A 19,815-nucleotide genomic window follows, 5' to 3' on the forward strand; every position below is an offset into this window, starting at 1 on the left:
TGAGACTGAAAGCCGGCTGGCACGGATCAAGCCGCGCCGCCGCCCTCACCGCCGTTATCACCTTCAGCGGAGCCGTCGGAATCGCTTTCCGACTCGCCCTCGGCCTCCGCTACCTGTTGCAGACCGGACAGCTTGGTCCCTTCGTCAAGGCTGATGAGTGTAACACCTTGCGTTGCGCGTCCCATTTCGCGAATTTCCGACACGCGCGTGCGAATCAGCACGCCCGTCGTGGTAATCAGCATGATCTGCGCTTCCGGGTCCACCAGCGTCGCGGCAACGACCTTGCCGTTACGCTCCGACGTCTGGATTGCGATCATGCCCTTCGTGCCGCGGCCGTGACGCGTGTACTCGGTGATTGGGGTGCGCTTGCCGTAGCCGTTCTCGGTTGCGGTGAGCACCGACTGCTGCTCGTCGTCGGCCACCAGCAACGCGATCACGTTCTGGCCGTCCTCGAGTTGCATGCCGCGCACGCCACGCGCCTCGCGGCCCATCGGACGCACGTCGTTTTCGTCGAAGCGCACTGCCTTGCCCGAATCCGAGAACAGCATCACGTCGTGCTGGCCGTCGGTGATCGCGGCGCCGATCAGGTAATCGCCCTCATCGAGACCGACCGCAATAATACCCTTGCGCAACGGCCGGCTAAATGCTTCCAGCGGCGTCTTTTTTACCGTTCCCAACGCGGTCGCCATGAACACGAACTTGTCGGCCGAGAACTCCTTGACCGGCAGCACGACCGTGATCTTTTCGCCTTCTTGCAGCGGGAACATATTGACGATCGGCCGGCCGCGCGAATTGCGCGAACCCTGCGGCACTTCGTAGACCTTGACCCAGTACACACGGCCGCGGTTCGAGAAGCACAGGATGTGGTCGTGCGTATTGGCAATGAACAGCGTGTCGATCCAGTCGTCTTCCTTCATGGAAGTGGCCTGCTTGCCACGACCACCGCGCTTCTGGGCTCGATATTCGGACAACGGTTGCGATTTCACGTAGCCCGCGTGCGACATCGTCACGACCATTTCCTGCGGCGTGATCAAGTCTTCGGTGTTCAGCTCGGTCGCGTTCAACTCGATCTTCGAGCGACGCGCATCGCCGAATTCGGCCTTGATGGACGCGAGTTCGTCGACGATGATCGCCGAAATGCGTTCCGGGCGAGCCAGAATGTCCAGCAGGTCAGCGATCTGCGCCATCACGTCGCGGTATTCGCCGATGATCTTGTCTTGCTCGAGGCCGGTCAGTCGCTGCAGGCGCATCTGCAGGATTTCCTGCGCCTGCGTATCGGACAGACGGTAAAGGCCGTCGGTCTGCATGCCGAACGACGGGTTCAGTCCCTCCGGACGATAAGCTTCGCGACCGCCCGCCGACGCGTTTTCCGACTCGGCGCGTGACAGCATTTCGCGCACGAGCGACGAATCCCACGCGCGCGACATCAGCTCCTGCTTGGCGATCGGCGGTGTCGGCGCGGCCTTGATGAGCGCGATGAATTCGTCGATGTTCGCGAGCGCAACCGCGAGACCTTCGAGCACGTGACCACGTTCGCGCGCCTTGCGCAGTTCGTAGACGGTGCGCCGCGTCAGCACTTCCCGGCGATGCGACAGGAAGCACGTCAGCATTTCCTTCAGATTCAGGAGCTTCGGCTGGCCGTCGACGAGCGCGACCATGTTCATACCGAACGTGTCCTGAAGCTGGGTCGCCTTGTACAGATTGTTCAGCACGACCTCGGGCACTTCGCCGCGCTTCAGCTCGATCGCGACGCGCATGCCGCTCTTGTCGGATTCGTCGCGGATATCGGAAATGCCTTCGAGCTTCTTCTCGTTGACGAGCTCGGCGATGCGCTCGAGCAGCGAGCGCTTGTTCACCTGATAGGGCAGCTCGTCGACAATGATCGCCATGCGCTGGCCACGGTCGATTTCCTCGAAGTGCGTCAGCGCGCGCATCACGACGCGGCCGCGGCCGGTGCGATAGCCGTCGCGCACGCCGGCCACGCCGTAGATGATGCCGGCGGTCGGGAAGTCGGGCGCGGGGACGATCTCGATCAGCTCGTCGATCGTCGCTTCCGGGTTCTTCAGCAGATGCTGACACGCGTCGACGACTTCATTGAGGTTGTGCGGCGGGATATTGGTCGCCATGCCGACCGCGATGCCGGACGAGCCATTGATCAGCAGATTAGGGATGCGCGCGGGCAGGATGGCCGGCTCGTTCTCGCTGCCGTCGTAGTTCGGCGCGAAGTCGACCGTTTCCTTGTCGATGTCGGCCAGCAGTTCGTGGCCGATCTTCGCCATGCGGATTTCGGTGTAACGCATCGCCGCGGCGTTGTCGCCGTCGACGGAACCGAAGTTCCCCTGGCCGTCGACGAGCATGTAGCGCAGCGAGAAGTCCTGCGCCATCCGTACGATCGTGTCGTAGACAGCGGTGTCGCCGTGCGGATGGTATTTACCGATGACGTCGCCGACGATACGCGCCGACTTCTTGTAGGCGCGGTTCCAGTCGTTGTTCAGCTCGTGCATCGCGAACAGCACGCGCCGGTGCACCGGCTTCAGGCCATCGCGGACATCGGGAAGCGCTCGCCCTACGATCACGCTCATCGCGTAATCGAGATACGAACGGCGCATTTCCTCCTCAAGGGAGATTGGCAGAGTCTCTTTGGCGAATTGATCCATTATCCGTATCTTTTACGTGCGAAGGCGGGGTTTCGCCGCTTCTTCGCGTAAGCATTGCAGGCGCAACGCATCACGCGATTCTAACATGCCACGAATCCACGCCCGACGAAGGTACGTATACATATTAGAGGGGCACCCGCCAACACCTCGCCGATCGCACAATTTCAGTCTCGTCAGGCTCGATTCCTGCGTGGGACCAATCCGCCGCTCAGCCAGAGCCGGCGGACCGCTCAGACGAAAACATTTGTTGCGCATGCACCACAATTGGAGGGGGATTTGATCGGGGGCGGATTTTTTTTTCGTCGGAAGGGAACGATATGGCAAAATGCCAACGCACAAAGAGTCAGACACTGCTCGAAGTCTACACAAACGGTTTTTGTTCCGCACCAATGTTATACTTCGAGCAATGTATGACTGGTCTTCGTCAACAGGCTCGCAGTAAACCTGCGGTAATCTCAATTTCGAGAGGAGAAATATGAATAAACTTTCAAAGCTCGCGTTCATTGCAGCTACCGCAGTTATGGCTGCATCCGCCATGGCGCAGTCGGTGCCGGCGTCGCGACAAGCTACCAACGACAACTGGGTGAATGGTACTGGCGAATACGTGTGGATGAACGGCACGAACGAGCTTTGCTGGCGCGATGCATTCTGGACGCCCGCAACGGCTAACGCCAAGTGCGACGGCGCTCTGGTTGCTCAGGCTCCGACCCCGCCGGCACCGGTCCCTCCGCCTCCGGCTATCTCCAGCGAAAAGATTACGTATCAAGCTGATGCGCTGTTCGACTTCGACAAGGCAATCCTGAAGCCGGCCGGCAAGGAACGTCTGAGCGAACTGGCATCGAAGATCCAGGGCATCAACCTCGAAGTCGTCGTCGCTACGGGCCACACCGACCGTATCGGTTCCGTCGCCTACAACGACCGTCTGTCGCTGCGTCGTGCTCAAGCTGTGAAGGCCTTCCTGGTCAGCAAGGGCGTCGAAGCCAACCGTATCTACACGGAAGGCAAGGGTCCGCGCAACCCGGTTACCACCGGTTGCAACCAGAAGAACCGCAAGCAACTCATCGCCTGCCTCGCACCGGACCGCCGCGTGGAAGTCGAAGTTGTCGGTACGCCGAAGCAGTAAGCTGGAAAATTACCGCAGTATCGAAAGCCCCGCTTCGGCGGGGCTTTTTTTATGCGCGGGTACCGCGGCCTGGCGTGATGCGCGACGCAGGAGGGTCCCGCTCAGCTACCAGCGGCTCGCAGCTTGCATCAGCGCCCGCTACCCGACGCGCTTTTGCCGCTCTTTCTCTCGCCCTATATACTTAGGGTTTATCCTCGAGCGTCCGCTCACCGCTTTCATCGAGGCAGCCTTCACCATGACCAACGCCGATCCTCACGAACTACAGAAATTCAGCGACCTCGCGCATCGTTGGTGGGACCCGAACGCCGAATTCAAGCCGCTGCACGAACTGAATCCGATTCGTCTAGGCTGGATCGACGCCCACGCCCATCTCGCCGGCAAAAAGGTGCTCGATATCGGCTGCGGCGGCGGCATCCTGTCGGAATCGATGGCAGGTTTGGGCGCTCATGTGAAGGGCATCGATCTGTCGACGCAGGCACTCGGTGTCGCCGATCTTCACAGTCTTGAAAGCGGTGTAACCGTCGATTACGAAGAAATCGCGGCTGAGGCGCTGGCCGCACGCGAACCGGGCACCTATGACGTGATCACCTGCATGGAAATGCTCGAGCACGTGCCCAGGCCGGCCGCGATCGTCGAGGCCTGCAAGAATCTCGTGAAGCCGGGCGGCTGGGTGTTTTTCTCCACGCTGAACCGCAATGTCAAGTCGTATCTGTTCGCGGTGATCGGCGCCGAATATATCGCGCGAATGCTGCCGATGGGCACGCACGACTACGCGCGCTTCATCCGCCCGTCGGAGCTCGCCGGCTTCGTGCGCGCCGCCGAGCTGCGCACGGCGGACATCAAGGGCATCGTGTACAACCCGCTCAGCAAGCTTTTCGCGCTGTCGTCCGACACGAGCGTCAACTATATGCTCGCCTGTCGCCGCGACGCCTGAATTGCCCGAACCGCCCCGATCCGCCGTATCCGAAACGAACAATGAGCGACCCGACTCCCCTGCCGCAACGCGAACACAACGACGACACGCTCGGCTTTTGCCTCGCCGTGCTTTTCGACCTCGACGGCACGCTTGCCGACACGGCGCCCGACCTCGCGGCCGCCGTCAACAAGATGCGCCACGACCGGGGGCTCGAGATGGTGCCGCTCGAGAAGCTGCGCCCGCTGGCTTCAGCCGGAGCGCGCGGACTGATCTGCGGGGCGTTCGGCATCGGGCCCGATCATCACGAATTCGCATCGATGCGCGAGGAGTTTCTCGCGAACTACGAAGCAGATCTGTGCATCGAGACGACGCTCTTTCCGGGTATCGCGGAAGTGCTCGACGAACTCGACGCGCGCGGCGTGCGCTGGGGCATCGTCACGAACAAGGTCGCGCGGCTCACCGAGCCGCTCGTCGCGCAACTCGGGCTCGAGGAGCGCGCCGGCTGCGTGGTGAGCGGCGACACGACCCCGCATTCGAAGCCGCACCCCGCGCCGTTGCTGCACGCGGCGCGTGAGCTGGACATCGCGCCGGAGCGCGTCGTCTATATCGGCGACGATCTGCGCGACGTGCAGGCCGGTTTTGCCGCCGGCATGAAGACCGTCGCCGCGGCGTACGGCTATTGCGGCAACGACATTCCGCCGACACGGTGGCACGCGCAACACGTCGTAGAATCGACGGCCGAGTTGCAAACCCTGCTGCGCGACATGGGCTGACAAAGTCAGACAGATCGGCTGAAGGTCCCGTCCCGCACTCTTGTTAACCACATTCAGCAGGCACCAAAGACGCACGACGCGGCCCCTCGATCTATTGTAAAATCTCCGTTGGCTCACATATGTGAGCAACGAACCGCGGGGGCGACCTGGTTTCGACAGGGGTTGCGAAGCGGCTAGGGCATGTCGAGGACCCGTCACCTCGTTAATCAATGGGAAAAACGTAACTGCAAACGACGATACGTTCGCACTGGCAGCCTAAGGGCCGCCGTCCTCTGCCTAGTTCACTGACGGGCTAGTGTCGCAAGACCGGTAGCAATACCGACAGAGGTCATATACGTCAGTTAAGCCTTGGCGGCGTCACGACGTCCGGGTCGAAAATTTAGTGAATCGCCGTAGCGCAGCGTGTTCGTCCGCGTCGCTGCGGTTAAATCAAAAGACAGAACTAAACATGTAGAACTGGTCGTAGAGGACTTCTGGACGCGGGTTCGATTCCCGCCGCCTCCACCAAATACCTGGAACGTTCGCGATGAACGGCCCCAAAAAACCCCGGTAGCGTAACGCTGCCGGGGTTTTTTATTTTCGGCACCGTCCGCGACGCTTTGCGGGCCGGCCACACGTCTCCCCTTCACTCAGCGGGGACGCACAACACGCCCCGGTAAATCCGCGGCCGCTGCCTATACTCGTAGCTCGAAGCGAGTCGTCACTCGTCAACCACGTCGCCAAAACAGGAGCCTGCGTCATGCGCAAGACCATCGCTCTGCTGGCCCCGCTCGCACTCGCCGTGCTACACGCCGGTGCCTTCGCCGATCCGCCCAAACTATCCGACGGCCGCTTCGTCACCGCTGACGGCATGACGCTCTACACGTTCGACAAGGACACCACGCCCGGCGTCAGCGCCTGCACCGGCGGCTGCATGAGCAACTGGCCGGCGGCCACGGCGGCGCCGACCGACAAGCCGTCTGGCGACTGGACGCTGATCCCGAGCGCAGACGGTAAGCAACAATGGACGTACAAGGACCATCCGCTGTATCACTATGCGGCCGACAAGCAGGTGGGCGATGCAAAGGGGGACGGTTTCAAGGAAATCTGGCACATCGCCAGGCCATAAGAAGCCACTCCGGCCGGCAACTGGGCCGCCATCGCCCCCGCCACAAAGCACAACGCCGACCCAAGGGCCGGCGTTACGTCAAACCTCGAAGCTCGAGCGAAGCCCGAGCCAATTCTTATTCGTCTTTCGGGCACTGCAGATTGCAGCCATTCGGGTCTCCCATGTCGCCGCGCTTGCGCGCTTGCGAACGTCGGCCGTGCTGATACTTGTCCGACGGGGCGGACGCGGCGAATGGCATCTGCGGATGCTCGTTAATGCGGAATTCGTCGGTCAGGATGCCACCCGGCACGCCAGGCGAATTTTGCGCGTAAGCGACGGAGACGGTGGCACAGAGCACACCAGCCGCGGCAGCGGCGGCACATGCATGGAGAAGAGCTTTCATGTCGGTTCAGCGCGGCTTGGCGCGCGGTAGAGGCGGATACGAAGCCAAGAGAGTAGCCGAAACCGGCGCGCTGCGCAGCCGCGCACGCCGAGCGCCACCGCTTTTCTGGTTACAGGCTCTTACTCCGCCGTTACGCGAGCGCGCCGCCGAGCCCCTCGTCCAGATCGACGAGCCTGCCGCAGTCGCACGGATCGTAGCCGGCGAGCTGCTCGACGCGTTGATGAAACGCGCTGCCGCGCAACAGGTTGATCACCGTCGCGAGCGGCGCGCGAGAGAGGTGCGCGCGATCGCACGCGAAGTAATAGTCCTCGTCGACGATCGGAATGAAGTCGAGCCCGAAATGATGCGCGGCCGGCTCGACGCCGAAGCCTATGTCCGCCATGCCGCTCGCGACGAACGCCGCGATCGCCGAGTGCGTCAGCTCGGTCGACGCATAGCCGTTGACGCGGTCCGGGTCCACACCGACCTGTCGCAGCGCGAGATCGAGCAGCATCCGCGTACCCGAGCCCGGCTGGCGGTTGACGAAACGGATGTCGTCGCGCGCCAGATCGCCGAGCCCGCCGATCCGCTTCGGATTGCCCTTGCCGATGAACAGACCCTGCTTGCGTCGGGTCAGATGCACGAGCACATGGCGTTGCGGATCGAGCCAGCGCCGGTAGGTATCGGCGCACACCGCGCGGAACTCGCCGAGCGGCAGATGAAAGCCCGCCAGATCGCACTCGCCGCGCGCGAGCGCACTGACCGCCTCGGCGCTGTCGCGGTACTTGATCTCGACCGGCAGATCGTTGGCGACCAGCGCCGTAACAAGCGCGGCCACCGCGTAACCGTGCGACGCGTGGATGCGCACGTCATCGGCGGGGGGCGCAAGCCAGCGGTTCAGATCGCTCGCCACTTCGCTCGCGAGCGCCTGCAAATTGCCGTCGAGCCGCTCGCCGCAGAGCCGCTGCCCGCGCAGCACCGCGTGACCGAGCTCGGACAACACCGAGCCGCGCCCACGCTCTTTCGCGATCAGAGGACCACCAAACCGCTCCTCGATGCTGCGCAGCAAGCCCCATGCGTGCCGATAGGACAAACCCTTAAGCGCCGCGGCCTGCGCAATGCTGCCAGATTCATCGACGAGCGCGAGCAGCGGCACCACGTCAGACAGGCTGGCCTCGCGGCCGTCCGCGCCCTTCACCACCAGCTCGACCTGACATTCGATCCTGACCATATATGCTTGACCGTTTCCTATTGCGCGCGCCGGTCGGCCCGCCTATCTTTCGGCTATACCATGTCGAATAAGCGAAGCATACGTGCGCGTATTATGAATAACAAGTGCATATATCGCTTTGGAGGAGCCCCCTTTGGACGATTCTCTCGCCACGGCGCCGGATCAGCTCGTGCAACGTCACGCGCAGCCGGGCCGCACACTCATCACGATCCTGCACGCGATCCAGGACGAACTCGGCTTTGTGCCACCCGCGGCGGTCGGACCGCTCGCCCGCGCGCTGAACCTGTCGCGAGCGGAAGTGCACGGCGTCATCACTTACTACCATCACTTTCGCACCTCGCCGGCCGCGCCCGTCACGGTGCAGCTGTGCCGCGCCGAAGCGTGCCGCAGCATGGGCACCGAGGCGCTGGCCCAGCACATCGAGGCGCACACCGGTTGCCGCTTCGACGCCGGTCACCATGACGGCGCAACGGTGGAACTCGAATCGGTGTACTGCCTCGGCCAATGCGCGCTGTCGCCGGCGATGATGCTCAACGGCACGCTGCACGCGCGCGTGTCGCCGCAAAAATTCGACGCGCTGTTCGCCGCTGCCCGCAAATGCGTGGAGGTGCCGGCATGACGCGCATCTATGTTCCGCGAGATTCGTCGGCGCTCGCGCTCGGCGCCGATGCGCTGGCCGAAGCCATCGCCAGCGAAGCCGCGCGCCGCGGCATTGCGATCGAACTGATCCGCAACGGTTCGCGCGGGTTGCTGTGGCTCGAACCGCTCGTCGAAGTTGCGACGCCCGAAGGCCGCATCGGCTATGCGAATGTCGACGTGGAAGACGTCGCCGCGTTGTTCGCCGCGGGCTTCGTCGACGGCGGCGAGCATGCGCGGCGCGTCGGCGTGGTCGACGAGATTCCGTATCTGAAGAAGCAGCAGCGCCTGACCTTCGCGCGGATCGGCATCACCGACCCGCTGTCCATCGACGATTACGTCACGCACGGCGGCCTCGAAGGCCTACGCAACGCCCTGCAAACCGACGGCGATGCCGCCTGCGAAGCGCTGATCGAATCCGGTCTGCGCGGCCGCGGCGGCGCGGCCTTCCCGGCCGGCATCAAGTGGCGAACGGTGCGCGGCGCGAAAGCCGCGCGCAGAAGTACGTCGTCTGCAATGCCGACGAAGGCGATTCCGGCACCTTCTCCGATCGTCTCGTGATGGAAAGCGATCCGTACGTGCTCATCGAAGGCATGATCATCGCCGGCGTCGTGACCGGCGCGACCGTCGGCTACATCTATGTGCGCAGCGAATACCCGCACTCGATCGCGACGCTCGAAGCTGCCATCGCCCGTGCGCGCACAGCCGGCTGGCTCGGCGACAGCGTGCTCTCGAGCGGGCAGCGTTTCGAGCTGTTCGTCGCGAAAGGCGCGGGCTCGTATGTGTGCGGCGAGGAAACCGCGATGCTGGAATCGCTCGAAGGCAAGCGCGGCATCGTCCGCGCAAAGCCGCCGGTGCCCGCACTCGTGGGTCTCTATGGCCAGCCCACCGTGATCAACAACGCGATCACGCTCGCCACCGTGCCGATCATCTTCGCGCGCGGCGCCGCGTTCTATAAAGACTTCGGCATGGGCCGCTCGCGTGGCACGCTGCCGTTCCAACTGGCCGGCAACATCAAGCGAGGCGGCCTCGTCGAACTCGCGTTCGGCGTGACCTTGCGCCAACTGCTCGACGACTTCGGCGGCGGCACCGCGAGCGGCCGGCCGGCGCGCGCGGTGCAGGTCGGCGGTCCGCTCGGCACCTATCTGCCGCCAAGCCAGTGGGACATTCCGATGGACTACGAGGCGTATGCGGCAGTCGGCGCGGTGATCGGCCACGGCGGTCTCGTCGTGCATGACGACACCTCGAACCTCGCCGAGCTCGCGCAATACGCGATGCACTTCTGCGCGCTCGAATCGTGCGGCAAATGCACACCGTGCCGGATCGGCTCGACGCGCGGCGTCGAGGTGATCGCGCGGATTCGCAGCGGCGACACGTCGACGCGTCAGGTGCAATTGCTGCGCGATCTGTGCGACACGATGGTAGCCGGCTCGCTGTGCGCGATGGGCGGCATGACGCCGTATCCGGTGCTGTCCGCGCTCGATCATTTCCCTGAAGACTTCGGTCTCGCCGCCGATCCCACTGCCGACCACGCCACCAAAGCGGCCGCGGCCTGACTCCAGGAGTTCACCATGTCCGACCAGTTCAACTCCCCTGCCGGCGCCCCGAAGGAAGTCCCCCTGGGGGGCGGCTGCGGCTCAGGCAACTGCGCGTGCAAGTCGCAAGCCCAGGCACGCGCCGCCAACGCGTTCGCCGACGACACCGACTACGGCACCCCCGCCCGCCACTCGGACGTCGACGTGACGCTCGAAATCGACGGCCAGGCGGTGACCGTACCGGCGGGCACGTCGGTGATGCGCGCGGCGGCTGAAGCTGGCGTCAACGTGCCGAAGCTGTGTGCGACCGATTCGCTCGAACCGTTCGGCTCATGCCGCCTGTGTCTCGTCGAAATCGAAGGACGGCGCGGCTATCCGGCCTCGTGCACGACGCCGGTCGAAGCCGGCATGAAGGTGCGCACGCAGACCGACCGTCTGCAGTCGCTGCGTCGCAACGTGATGGAGCTGTACATCTCCGACCATCCGCTCGATTGCCTGACCTGCCCCGCCAACGGCGACTGCGAACTGCAGGACATGGCGGGCGTGACCGGCCTGCGCGAAGTGCGCTACGGCTTCGACGGCGCGAATCATCTGAAGGACCAGAAGGACGAATCGAATCCGTACTTCACGTACGACCCGGCGAAGTGCATCGTCTGCAATCGCTGCGTGCGCGCGTGCGAGGAAACCCAGGGCACGTACGCGCTGACGATCACCGGACGCGGCTTCGAATCTCGCGTCGCGGCCAGCGAGAACCAGCCGTTCATGGAATCGGAGTGCGTGTCGTGCGGCGCCTGCGTGGCCGCGTGCCCGACCGCGACCTTGCAGGAAAAGTCCGTCGTGATGCTCGGCCAGCCCGAGCACTCGGTCGTCACCACCTGTGCCTATTGCGGCGTCGGCTGCTCGTTCAAGGCAGAGATGAAGGGCAACCAGGTCGTGCGGATGGTGCCGCACAAGAACGGCCAGGCCAACGAAGGCCATGCATGCGTGAAGGGCCGCTTCGCGTGGGGCTACGCGACGCACAAGGACCGCATCAAAAAGCCGATGATCCGCGCGAAGATCACCGACCCGTGGCGCGAAGTCAGCTGGGACGAAGCGATCTCATACGCGGCATCCGAATTCCGTCGCATCCAGGCGAAGCATGGGCGCGATTCGATCGGCGGCATCACGTCGTCGCGCTGTACGAACGAGGAAACCTACCTCGTGCAGAAGCTCGTGCGCGCCGCGTTCGGCAACAACAACGTCGACACCTGCGCGCGCGTGTGCCACTCGCCGACCGGCTATGGTCTGAAGACGACGCTCGGCGAATCGGCTGGCACGCAGACGTTCGCATCGGTCGATAAGGCCGACGTCATCATGGTGATCGGCGCGAATCCGACCGATGGCCACCCGGTGTTCGCCTCGCGTCTGAAGCGACGCGTGCGCGAGGGCGCGAAGCTGATCGTCGTCGATCCGCGCCGGATCGATATCGTCGATACGCCGCACGTGAAGGCGTCGCACCATCTGCAATTGCGGCCCGGCACCAACGTCGCGATCGTCAACGCGCTCGCGCACGTGATCGTCACCGAAGGCCTGCTCGACGCAGCGTTTGTGGCCGAGCGCTGTGAAACCCGCGCGTTCGAACAGTGGCGCGATTTCGTCGCGCTGCCGGAGAACTCGCCGGAAGCGACCGAAGCGGCGACCGGCGTGCCCGCGCAACAGGTACGCGAAGCCGCGCGCATCTACGCGAGCGCCGGCAACGCCGCGATCTACTACGGCCTCGGCGTCACCGAACACGCGCAAGGCTCGACGATGGTGATCGGCATCGCGAACCTGGCGATGGCGACCGGCAACATCGGCCGCGAAGGTGTCGGCGTGAATCCGCTGCGCGGCCAGAACAACGTGCAGGGTTCGTGCGACATGGGCTCGTTCCCGCACGAGCTGCCCGGCTATCGTCACATCGGCGATCCGCTCGTGCGCACGCAGTTCGAAAACGCCTGGGCCGTCACACTGCAACCGGAACCTGGCCTGCGCATTCCGAACATGTTCGACGCCGCGCTGCACGGCAGTTTCAAAGGTCTGTACTGCCAGGGCGAGGACATCGTGCAGTCGGACCCGAACACGCATCATGTGGCGGCGGCGCTGTCGTCGATGGAATGCATCGTCGTGCAGGACATCTTCCTGAACGAGACCGCCAAGTATGCACACGTGCTGCTGCCCGGCTCGTCGTTCCTCGAAAAGGACGGCACGTTCACCAATGCCGAGCGCCGCATCTCGCGCGTGCGCAAGGTGATGCCGCCGCTCGCCGGCTACGCGGACTGGGAAGTCACGCTGCTGCTGTCGCGCGCGCTCGGCTACGAGATGGACTACACGCATCCGTCCGAGATCATGGACGAAATCGCGCGGCTCACACCGACCTTCCACGGCGTGTCGTACCAGAAGATCGACGAAATGGGCAGCATCCAGTGGCCATGCAACGAGGACGCGCCCGACGGCACGCCGACGATGCACGTCGACACCTTCGTGCGCGGCAAGGGCAGGTTCGTGATCACGAAGTTCATCGCATCGCCGGAGAAGGTCACGCGCAAGTATCCGTTGCTGCTGACGACCGGGCGCATTCTGTCGCAGTACAACGTCGGCGCGCAGACGCGCCGCACCGAGAACTCGCGCTGGCATGACGAAGACCGGCTCGAACTGCATCCGCACGATGCCGAGGAACGCGGCATCAAAACCGGCGCCTGGGTCGGCATCGAATCGCGCGCGGGGCAGACCGTGTTGCGCGCGAAGGTGACGGAGCGGATGCAGCCGGGCGTCGTCTATACGACGTTCCACTTCCCCGAATCGGGCGCGAACGTGATCACGACCGACAGCTCCGACTGGGCGACCAACTGCCCCGAATACAAGGTGACCGCGGTGCAGGTCATGCCGGTCGAGCAGCCGTCGCAATGGCAGAAGGACTATTCGCGCTTCAATAGCGAACAGCTCGAACTGCTGAAGCAGCGCGAGCTGGCCAATGCGGCTGCGGCCGTCACCGCGGGCAAGTGAGGCGAGCCATGGACAATCGGAATCTGATCGACATGGCGAACCGGATCGGCGACTTCTTCGAGTCGATGCCCGACCACGAGGAAGCGCTGACCGGCGTCGCCGAACACATCCGCCGCTTCTGGGAGCCGCGCATGCGGCGCGCGCTGCTCGCGACGCTCGACGAAGCGCCGGACACGTATGACATCGCGCTATCGGACTTCACGCGCGAGGCGATCGTCAGGTATCGCGAGAAGTTGACGCCGGCGCCGGCCCAGGCGCCGGCGGCTTAGGCTCGGGCGGTTTCCCCAATCAACCAGGCGCGGTGGCGCGATCCGCTGCCGCGTGCGTGCCCATGCCACGCAACGGGCGGCGCCAATCACAACGTCGCCTGTTCCGATATCTCTCCCCCAACCGTAAACCACGCTTCGCAGTGCCGTACGAGACCGTGCAGGTCCGAGCCGGTGCGTCCGCGCGCGCTGATGTAGCCGTCGGGCCGCACCAGATAAAACGACGGCCGCGTGCGCCCATACGATTCGGACAACGCCGGGCCGCCGTCGCCGCTCGTATCGGTGACGCGCCAGATTCGCACCGCGTTCGGCAGCAGCCGCTCGACCTCGGCGGCGAGCTTTTCTACTTCGGGGTCCGGCGGCGGTGCATGTTTGGCGGCGGGATCGAGCGGCGTGCCATCGACGGGCAGCGGCGGCAACAGCAGAAACAGCGAGAAGAACGCCGGATCGTGCAGATCGAAAATGCAGCCGACGCCCGGCGCGCGTCCCAGCGGACCGTCGACGACGTGCACGAGCGCATCGGGTGCGCGCTCGCCCGCGCGCGGGCCGCCGTCGAGCACGCGTTCGAGCGTCAGCGGACTGCGCCGGTACTGGATCGACAGCTCGCTGATCGTCGCGCGTGCGGCATCGCGCAGCGGACCGAACGCGGCCAGCACCGGCATCACGCGCTCGCGCAGCAGCTTCATTGGTCCGTGATCGGCCTCGGCCATCTGCGTGATGAAACCGGTCTGCCGCAGCACCTCGCGCTCGATCGGATGTCGCTCGGCGTGATACGTGTCGAGCAGGCGATCCGGCGCCGCGCCGCCGATCACGCGCGCGAGCTTCCAGCCGAGATTGAGCGCTTCCTGGATGCCGGTGTTCATGCCTTGTGCGGCCGCGGGGCTGTGTACGTGCGCGGCATCGCCGGCGAGGAAGATGCGGCCCACGCGCAGCCGATCGACCATCCGGCTGTTCACGTGGAAGTACGCCGACCACGCCAGATCCGACACGTCGACGCGCTCGCGCACGCGTCGCGCGATCAGCGCCTTGCATTGTTCGAGCGACGGCGCCGGCGCCCGCTCCAGCGGCGGCTCGCCGAGCACCGCGGGGGCCGGCGGCGCGGCGCTGCCGGACGGCTCGACCGCATGATCGGCGATCAGACGATGGCGGCCGTGGCCCATCGGAAACAGCGCGACGAGACCGTCGCCCGACGCGAAGATATGGAACTCGTCGTCGGGCCAGTCGGTTTCGGCGTGCAGGTCGGCGAGCAGAAAGGTCTGGTCGAAGGTCTTGCCCTCGAAGTTCAGGTCGAGGCGATGGCGAATCGAACTGTGCGCGCCATCGGCCGCGATCAGATACGACGGGCGCATGGCTTCCGTGCGGCCGTCCGCGCGGCGCAAGGTCGCCTGAACGCTCGCGGAGCCTTGCATGAACGCCACGAGCTCGACGCCGCGCTCGACCTTCACGCCGAGCGTCGCCAGATGCTCGGTCAGGAGCCGCTCGGTCACCGACTGGTCGAGAAACAGCAGATAGGGATAGCGCGTGTGCAACGGGTCGAAATCGAGCTGCGCAAGCCGCATGCCGTTCGAAAACAGATTCGCCACGCGCGCGCGATGGCCGAGCTCGAGAAACGGTTCGACCAGCCGATGCTGCTCGAGCAGTTCGAGCGTACGTGCCTGAATGCCGATCGCGCGCGAGTAAGGGTTCGGCTGCGGCGCCTTGTCGATCAGGCGCACGGGGACGTGGGCGCGCGCGAGACTCATCGCTGCGGCAAGTCCGGTGGGACCGGCCCCGACGATCAGCACCGGCGACGCGTCGTAGGCGGCAGCGTCCATGCGGAACTCCGGAGGCAACGCACGTGCGTTCCATATGTAAACAGACCCTAGTGTACGCCGCCGCTCTTGCGCACACGGGTGCGCTGCATCAATCGCGCGTCGGCAAGACGGGTCGCGCGGGGGGTCCATCCGTCGTTGCCCATGAACTCACGCTCCGCGCAAATCCGGGCCGCTTGCGCAAGTATGGGAAAATGCGCCCTCAGTCTGATTGATCCAAATGCCCTCCCCGTCATGCAACCTGTATTTGACCGCGCGTTCGCGGCGCATCGTGACGGCCGCCTCGACGACGCCGAACGCGGCTACCGCGCCACGCTCGACCACGACCCCAGCCACGTCGACGCGCTGCATCTGCTCGGCGTGCTGCGCCACCAGCAGGGCCAGCACGCCGAAGCCGCGGCGCTGGTGCGGCGCGCGGTCGATCTGCGCCCCGAAGACGCGGCGCTGCAGCTGAACCTCGGCAATGCGCTGAGGGCGCTCGGCCAGATCGACGCCGCGATCGAGCAGTTCCGCAACGCGCTGACGCTCGCGCCGAGCTTCCCGATGGCGCACTACAACCTCGGCAACGCGTACGCGTCGCAAGGCCGTCACGAAGACGCCGCCGATGCGTTCGAACGTTCGCTGCGCCTGCAGCCGAACGACGCGTCGTCGCACAACAATCTCGGCAACGCGCTGCACGCGCTCGGCCGTCACGCGGACGCGATCGCGTCGTTCCGGCGCGCGCTCGAGCTGCGCCCCGGTCACGCGGGCGCGCTGAACAACATGGGCATGTCGCTGAACGCGCTCGATCGACCGAACGAGGCGGTGCCCTGCTTCGAGGCCGCGCTCGCCGCCGAGCCGCGCTTCGTCGCCGCGCACTTCAATCTCGCGAATACGTTCGATGCGACCGGCCGCCATGCGCGGGCAGTCGCGTCATTTGAAGCGGCGCTGCGTCTGCAGCCGAACCTGCCGCCGGCGATCTATGGCATGGGCAACGCGCTCGCGGCGCTCGGCCGTGCCGAACAGGCGCTGCCGTATCTGGAGCGCGCGGTCGGGCTCGATCCGCAATTCGCGCTCGCGTGGCTTGCGCTCGGCACCGCGCACCAGGCGCTCGGCGCGCACGCGGCCGCGGTGCGCGCGCTCGATCAGGCGTTGCGGCTGCGCCCGGATCTCGCGTCCGCGCATATGAACCGTGCGCTCGCGTGGCTCGCGATGCGCGACTTCGAGCGCGGGCTGCCCGAATACGAATGGCGCTTGCAAACCGTCGCGCAACCGGTGATCCAGACGTTGCCGCGCTGGCACGGCGAGTCGATCGAAAAATACACGCTGCTGATCCATGCCGAACAGGGTTTCGGCGACACGCTGCAGTTCGTGCGCTTCGTACCGCTCGCAGCGCTTCGCGCCGCGCGCGTCGTGCTGGAAGTGCAGCCGCAGTTGGTGCCGCTCTTCGCGCCCGTCGCGCAGGCATGGCGTGTCTCGCTGATCGCGCAGGGCCAGCCGCGCCCCGCCGCCGATCTGCAGATTCCGCTCTTGAGCCTGCCGCTAGCGCTCGGCACGCGCTACGACACGATTGACGCGCGCACGCCCTATCTGAGCGTGCCGCCGGCCTATGGCCGCAAATGGCGCGGCTCGCTCGGCGGTCAGGCGAAGCGCAAGATCGGGCTCGCATGGTCGGGGCGCATCCAGCGCAACGAAACCCGCACGATGCCGCTCGCCGCGCTGGAGCCGCTGTTTGCACTGGATGGCATCGACTGGATCGTGTTGCAGCCCGATCTGTCCGAGGACGACCGCGCGGCGCTCGACGCGCATCCGCGCGCGGCCGCGATCCATCGCTTCGACCACCGCATCGGCGACTTCGCGGATACCGCGGCGATCGTCGAGCGGCTCGACGCGGTGGTGTCGATCGACACGTCGATCGCGCACCTCGCGGGCGCGCTGCGCAAGCCGCTGTGGCTGATGCTGCCGTGCGCCGCCGACTGGCGCTGGTTCGACGGCGACACGCCCAGCCCGTGGTATCCCGGCGCGACGCTCGTGCGTCAGCCGCGGCCGGGCGCGTGGGATGAAGTCGTCGAGGTGGTCGCTAGCGAATTGCGGCACGGGTAGCCACAGACCACGCGCCGCAAACAAAAGACCCCGCTAGCGCGGGGTCTTTTGTTTTCAGAACACGAAGTGAACCGTCAGGCCGCCCGATACTGATTGCGTGACTCCGGCGTGCGATACAGGAACAGCGTCGCGAGCAGACCGCAGATTGCCGCCACGCCGAGGACCAGGCCCGGCGCCGCCTTGTTGCTGGTCACGTGGATCAGCAGCGTGGCGATGGCCGGCGTGAAGCCGCCGATCGTCGTCGCGAGACTGTACGCGAGCGAGAAGCCAGCGGTTCGCACTTCGACCGGCATCACTTCGGTCAGCGCGACGACCATCGCGCCGTTGTAGCAGCCGTACAGGAACGACAACCACAGCTGCACGGCGAGCAGACGCGCGAACGACGGTTCGGCGACGAGCCATTGCAGCGCCGGATACGCGGTGAGGATCGTCAGGATCGTGAACGCGAGCAGCACCGGACGGCGGCCGACGCGGTCCGACAACGCGCCGGACAACGGCAGCCAGATCAGATTCGAGATACCGACGCAGACGGTGACGACGAGCGCGTCGATCGCCGACAGCTTCAGCACTTCCCTGCCGAAGGTCGGCGTGTAAGCGGTGATCATGTAGAACGACACGGTCGTCATGACGACCATGCCCATGCCGCCCAGCACGATCGGGTAGTTCGCGAGCATCGACTTCAGGATCTCGCCCACGCTCGGACGATGCTTGCGCGCCGTGAACTCCTCGGTTTCCTGCAGCGAGCGGCGGATGATGAACAGGAACGGCACGATCAGACAGCCGATCAGGAACGGCACGCGCCAGCCCCACGCGAACATCTGGTCGGCGGGCAGAATCTTGTTGAGCCCCACGCCGATCAGCGCGGCGAATACCACCGCGACCTGCTGGCTGCCCGACTGCCACGAGCAATAGAAGCCCTTGTTGCCCTTCGTCGCGATCTCCGACAGATACACCGACACGCCGCCGAGCTCAGCGCCGGCGGAGAAGCCTTGCAGCAGCCGGCCGAGCAGCACCAGCACGGGCGCCACGAGCCCGATGGTCGCGTAGCCCGGTATCGTCGCGACCGTCAGCGTGCCGAGCGCCATCAGGCTCAGTGTGAGGATCAGGCCTTTGCGACGGCCGTGATGGTCGATGTAGGCGCCGAGCACGATCGCGCCGAGCGGACGCATCAGGAAGCCCGCGCCGAACACGGACAGCGACAGCATCAGCGATGCGAAATCGCTGCCGCCAGGAAAGTAGGTCTTGGCGATCGCGGAAGCGTAGTAGCCATAGACCATGAAGTCGTACATTTCAAGAAAGTTGCCGCTGACAACGCGGAACACTGTCTTGACCTTGGATTCTTGGGTGGTGGAAGCGGCGTGGGTCGCTGTAGACATGACACTCTCGGATAAGCCCGTCGCCCTGTCGGACGGATCGACGCGGACGGTGACGAGCGGGCAGTTGGAACGATCCACTGCGTTTGGCAAGCGGATGCCGCAGGCGGACGCACAGGTATAAGCAAGTGCGCCCGGGGGCGCCGCATTTTGCTGCTCACGGCGCTCATTCGATATGAGGGTAAACGCTGAGCTCGATGCCGGGCTGATGCCACGTAATGTTACTGCTGATAGGGTCGACGCGAAACGCATACAGTTTGCTTACGCGCGACACCCGCGGGCGGCCGCAGACTGTCCGCGCGAGGCCATTCAGTCGATTACGCCGATGCGAACCACCCCTGCTCTTTCCCTGCGCCCCGCCACGCTCGAGGACGCCGCGCTGATTGCGTCGATCCACAGCGCCAGTTGGCAGGCGACCTATCGCGGTCTGTTGCCCGACGCGTTCCTCGACGGCGAAGTCACGCGCGAACGCGCCGCCTATTGGGAAGCACGTCTCGGCGCGCCGGGCGGCGAGCGCCGCATCGTGCTGATCGCCGAGTTGGCCGGCGAGCCGGCCGGCTTCGTGTGTGTCGAGCGCCAGCCCGAGTCCGCGTGGGGCGTGCTGCTCGACAACCTGCATGCGCTGCCCGGTTATCAGGGCATCGGCGTCGGCAAAACATTGATGCACGCAGCCGTAGACTGGACGCGCGCGCAAGGCGAGGCACAGCTGTATCTGTACGTGCTCGAGGGCAATACGGCGGCGATCGGCTTTTACGAGCGACACGGCTGGCAGTTGGTCGGCGCGGAGCCCGATCAGATGGGCGGCGTGGATATCACCGCGTTGCGCTACGTGTACCGGTTGAAGGCTTGAACGCCGTGGTTGAGCGTGCGTGAAGCGCGTGGCGTCGCGGGGACGGCGCGCGCCGGCCGCGTCCCTGTTTTT

14 protein-coding genes, 1 other RNA gene and 1 pseudogene are annotated in these 19,815 nt (G+C 65.1%); 11 read left to right on the forward strand and 5 right to left on the reverse strand.

Annotation, left to right across the window (positions count from 1 at the left end; genetic code table 11):
* Positions 1–26: 26 nt before the first annotated feature.
* Complete coding sequence (gene gyrA, locus OKW37_RS18560; RefSeq protein ID WP_429404835.1) at positions 27–2,657, reverse strand: DNA gyrase subunit A; 2,631 nt, start codon at positions 2,655–2,657, stop codon at positions 27–29.
* 475 nt (positions 2,658–3,132) lie between these two features.
* On the opposite strand from gyrA, the gene ompA reads away from it, so the two are divergent.
* The 5 genes from ompA to OKW37_RS18585 all read left to right on the forward strand — a co-directional run bounded on the left by ompA (position 3,133) and on the right by OKW37_RS18585 (position 6,577).
* The gene (gene ompA, locus OKW37_RS18565; protein ID WP_090801331.1) at positions 3,133–3,780 is read left to right on the forward strand and encodes an outer membrane protein OmpA; all 648 of its coding nucleotides are present in this window, start codon (positions 3,133–3,135) and stop codon (positions 3,778–3,780) included.
* 235 nt (positions 3,781–4,015) lie between these two features.
* A complete protein-coding gene (ubiG, locus tag OKW37_RS18570) occupies positions 4,016–4,714 on the forward strand; it encodes a bifunctional 2-polyprenyl-6-hydroxyphenol methylase/3-demethylubiquinol 3-O-methyltransferase UbiG (protein ID WP_429404833.1) in 699 nt (232 codons plus the stop codon).
* Between the two features lie 41 nt (positions 4,715–4,755).
* The gene (gene gph / locus OKW37_RS18575; protein ID WP_429404831.1) at positions 4,756–5,469 is read left to right on the forward strand and encodes a phosphoglycolate phosphatase; all 714 of its coding nucleotides are present in this window, start codon (positions 4,756–4,758) and stop codon (positions 5,467–5,469) included.
* A 137-nt stretch (positions 5,470–5,606) separates the two neighbouring features.
* Positions 5,607–5,976: a transfer-messenger RNA gene (ssrA, locus tag OKW37_RS18580) on the forward strand.
* Positions 5,977–6,208: 232 nt separating this feature from the next.
* Positions 6,209–6,577, forward strand: coding sequence for a COG4315 family predicted lipoprotein (locus tag OKW37_RS18585; RefSeq protein ID WP_429404829.1), 369 nt, complete (start codon positions 6,209–6,211; stop codon positions 6,575–6,577).
* A gap of 115 nt (positions 6,578–6,692) precedes the next feature.
* On the opposite strand, the gene OKW37_RS18590 is transcribed toward OKW37_RS18585, so the two are convergent.
* The gene (locus OKW37_RS18590; protein ID WP_018421395.1) at positions 6,693–6,959 is read right to left on the reverse strand and encodes a hypothetical protein; all 267 of its coding nucleotides are present in this window, start codon (positions 6,957–6,959) and stop codon (positions 6,693–6,695) included.
* A 130-nt stretch (positions 6,960–7,089) separates the two neighbouring features.
* Complete coding sequence (locus tag OKW37_RS18595; protein ID WP_429404827.1) at positions 7,090–8,169, reverse strand: substrate-binding domain-containing protein; 1,080 nt, start codon at positions 8,167–8,169, stop codon at positions 7,090–7,092.
* Positions 8,170–8,302: 133 nt separating this feature from the next.
* Between OKW37_RS18595 and OKW37_RS18600 the strand changes: the two genes are divergently transcribed.
* From OKW37_RS18600 to OKW37_RS18615, 4 genes and pseudogenes are all read left to right on the forward strand, one after another.
* Entirely contained in the window at positions 8,303–8,788 is a 486-nt protein-coding gene (locus tag OKW37_RS18600) for an NAD(P)H-dependent oxidoreductase subunit E (protein ID WP_184011028.1), read from the forward strand.
* A pseudogene (locus OKW37_RS18605) lies at positions 8,785–10,361 on the forward strand (formate dehydrogenase beta subunit). The gene OKW37_RS18600 and the pseudogene OKW37_RS18605 overlap by 4 nt, the downstream one beginning before the upstream one ends.
* A 15-nt stretch (positions 10,362–10,376) precedes the next feature.
* On the forward strand, positions 10,377–13,361 hold the full coding sequence (gene fdhF / locus OKW37_RS18610) for a formate dehydrogenase subunit alpha (protein ID WP_429404823.1): 2,985 nt from the start codon (positions 10,377–10,379) through the stop codon (positions 13,359–13,361).
* Between the two features lie 8 nt (positions 13,362–13,369).
* A complete protein-coding gene (locus tag OKW37_RS18615; protein WP_184027626.1) occupies positions 13,370–13,630 on the forward strand; it encodes a formate dehydrogenase subunit delta in 261 nt (86 codons plus the stop codon).
* Between the two features lie 86 nt (positions 13,631–13,716).
* Here OKW37_RS18615 and OKW37_RS18620 read toward each other — a convergent pair whose 3' ends face one another.
* Complete coding sequence (locus tag OKW37_RS18620) at positions 13,717–15,441, reverse strand: FAD-dependent monooxygenase (protein WP_429404821.1); 1,725 nt, start codon at positions 15,439–15,441, stop codon at positions 13,717–13,719.
* A 231-nt stretch (positions 15,442–15,672) separates the two neighbouring features.
* On the opposite strand from OKW37_RS18620, the gene OKW37_RS18625 reads away from it, so the two are divergent.
* Entirely contained in the window at positions 15,673–17,520 is a 1,848-nt protein-coding gene (locus OKW37_RS18625; protein ID WP_429404819.1) for a tetratricopeptide repeat protein, read from the forward strand.
* A 74-nt stretch (positions 17,521–17,594) separates the two neighbouring features.
* Here the strand turns inward: OKW37_RS18625 and OKW37_RS18630 are convergent, their stop codons facing one another.
* The gene (locus OKW37_RS18630) at positions 17,595–18,896 is read right to left on the reverse strand and encodes an MFS transporter (protein WP_184061321.1); all 1,302 of its coding nucleotides are present in this window, start codon (positions 18,894–18,896) and stop codon (positions 17,595–17,597) included.
* Positions 18,897–19,218: 322 nt separating this feature from the next.
* On the opposite strand from OKW37_RS18630, the gene OKW37_RS18635 reads away from it, so the two are divergent.
* Positions 19,219–19,743 carry a GNAT family N-acetyltransferase gene (locus tag OKW37_RS18635; RefSeq protein WP_018421404.1) on the forward strand — a complete coding sequence of 175 codons (525 nt, stop codon included), beginning with the start codon at positions 19,219–19,221 and terminating at the stop codon, positions 19,741–19,743.
* Positions 19,744–19,815 lie beyond the last annotated feature (72 nt).

Origin of the sequence: Paraburkholderia sp. MM5482-R2 (assembly GCF_050436125.1) — a bacterium.
GTDB lineage: Bacteria > Pseudomonadota > Gammaproteobacteria > Burkholderiales > Burkholderiaceae > Paraburkholderia > Paraburkholderia tuberum.

Coding starts and splice junctions, on each gene's coding strand:
- OKW37_RS18590 (WP_018421395.1), bottom strand. CDS start 6,959: ATGAAAGCTCTTCTCCATGCATGTGCCGCCGCTGCCGCGGCTGGTGTG.
- ubiG (WP_429404833.1), top strand. CDS start 4,016: ATGACCAACGCCGATCCTCACGAACTACAGAAATTCAGCGACCTCGCG.
- fdhF (WP_429404823.1), top strand. CDS start 10,377: ATGTCCGACCAGTTCAACTCCCCTGCCGGCGCCCCGAAGGAAGTCCCC.
- OKW37_RS18620 (WP_429404821.1), bottom strand. CDS start 15,441: ATGGACGCTGCCGCCTACGACGCGTCGCCGGTGCTGATCGTCGGGGCC.
- OKW37_RS18630 (WP_184061321.1), bottom strand. CDS start 18,896: ATGTCTACAGCGACCCACGCCGCTTCCACCACCCAAGAATCCAAGGTC.
- OKW37_RS18585 (WP_429404829.1), top strand. CDS start 6,209: ATGCGCAAGACCATCGCTCTGCTGGCCCCGCTCGCACTCGCCGTGCTA.
- OKW37_RS18615 (WP_184027626.1), top strand. CDS start 13,370: ATGGACAATCGGAATCTGATCGACATGGCGAACCGGATCGGCGACTTC.
- ompA (WP_090801331.1), top strand. CDS start 3,133: ATGAATAAACTTTCAAAGCTCGCGTTCATTGCAGCTACCGCAGTTATG.
- OKW37_RS18595 (WP_429404827.1), bottom strand. CDS start 8,169: ATGGTCAGGATCGAATGTCAGGTCGAGCTGGTGGTGAAGGGCGCGGAC.
- OKW37_RS18635 (WP_018421404.1), top strand. CDS start 19,219: ATGCGAACCACCCCTGCTCTTTCCCTGCGCCCCGCCACGCTCGAGGAC.
- gph (WP_429404831.1), top strand. CDS start 4,756: ATGAGCGACCCGACTCCCCTGCCGCAACGCGAACACAACGACGACACG.
- OKW37_RS18625 (WP_429404819.1), top strand. CDS start 15,673: ATGCAACCTGTATTTGACCGCGCGTTCGCGGCGCATCGTGACGGCCGC.
- gyrA (WP_429404835.1), bottom strand. CDS start 2,657: ATGGATCAATTCGCCAAAGAGACTCTGCCAATCTCCCTTGAGGAGGAA.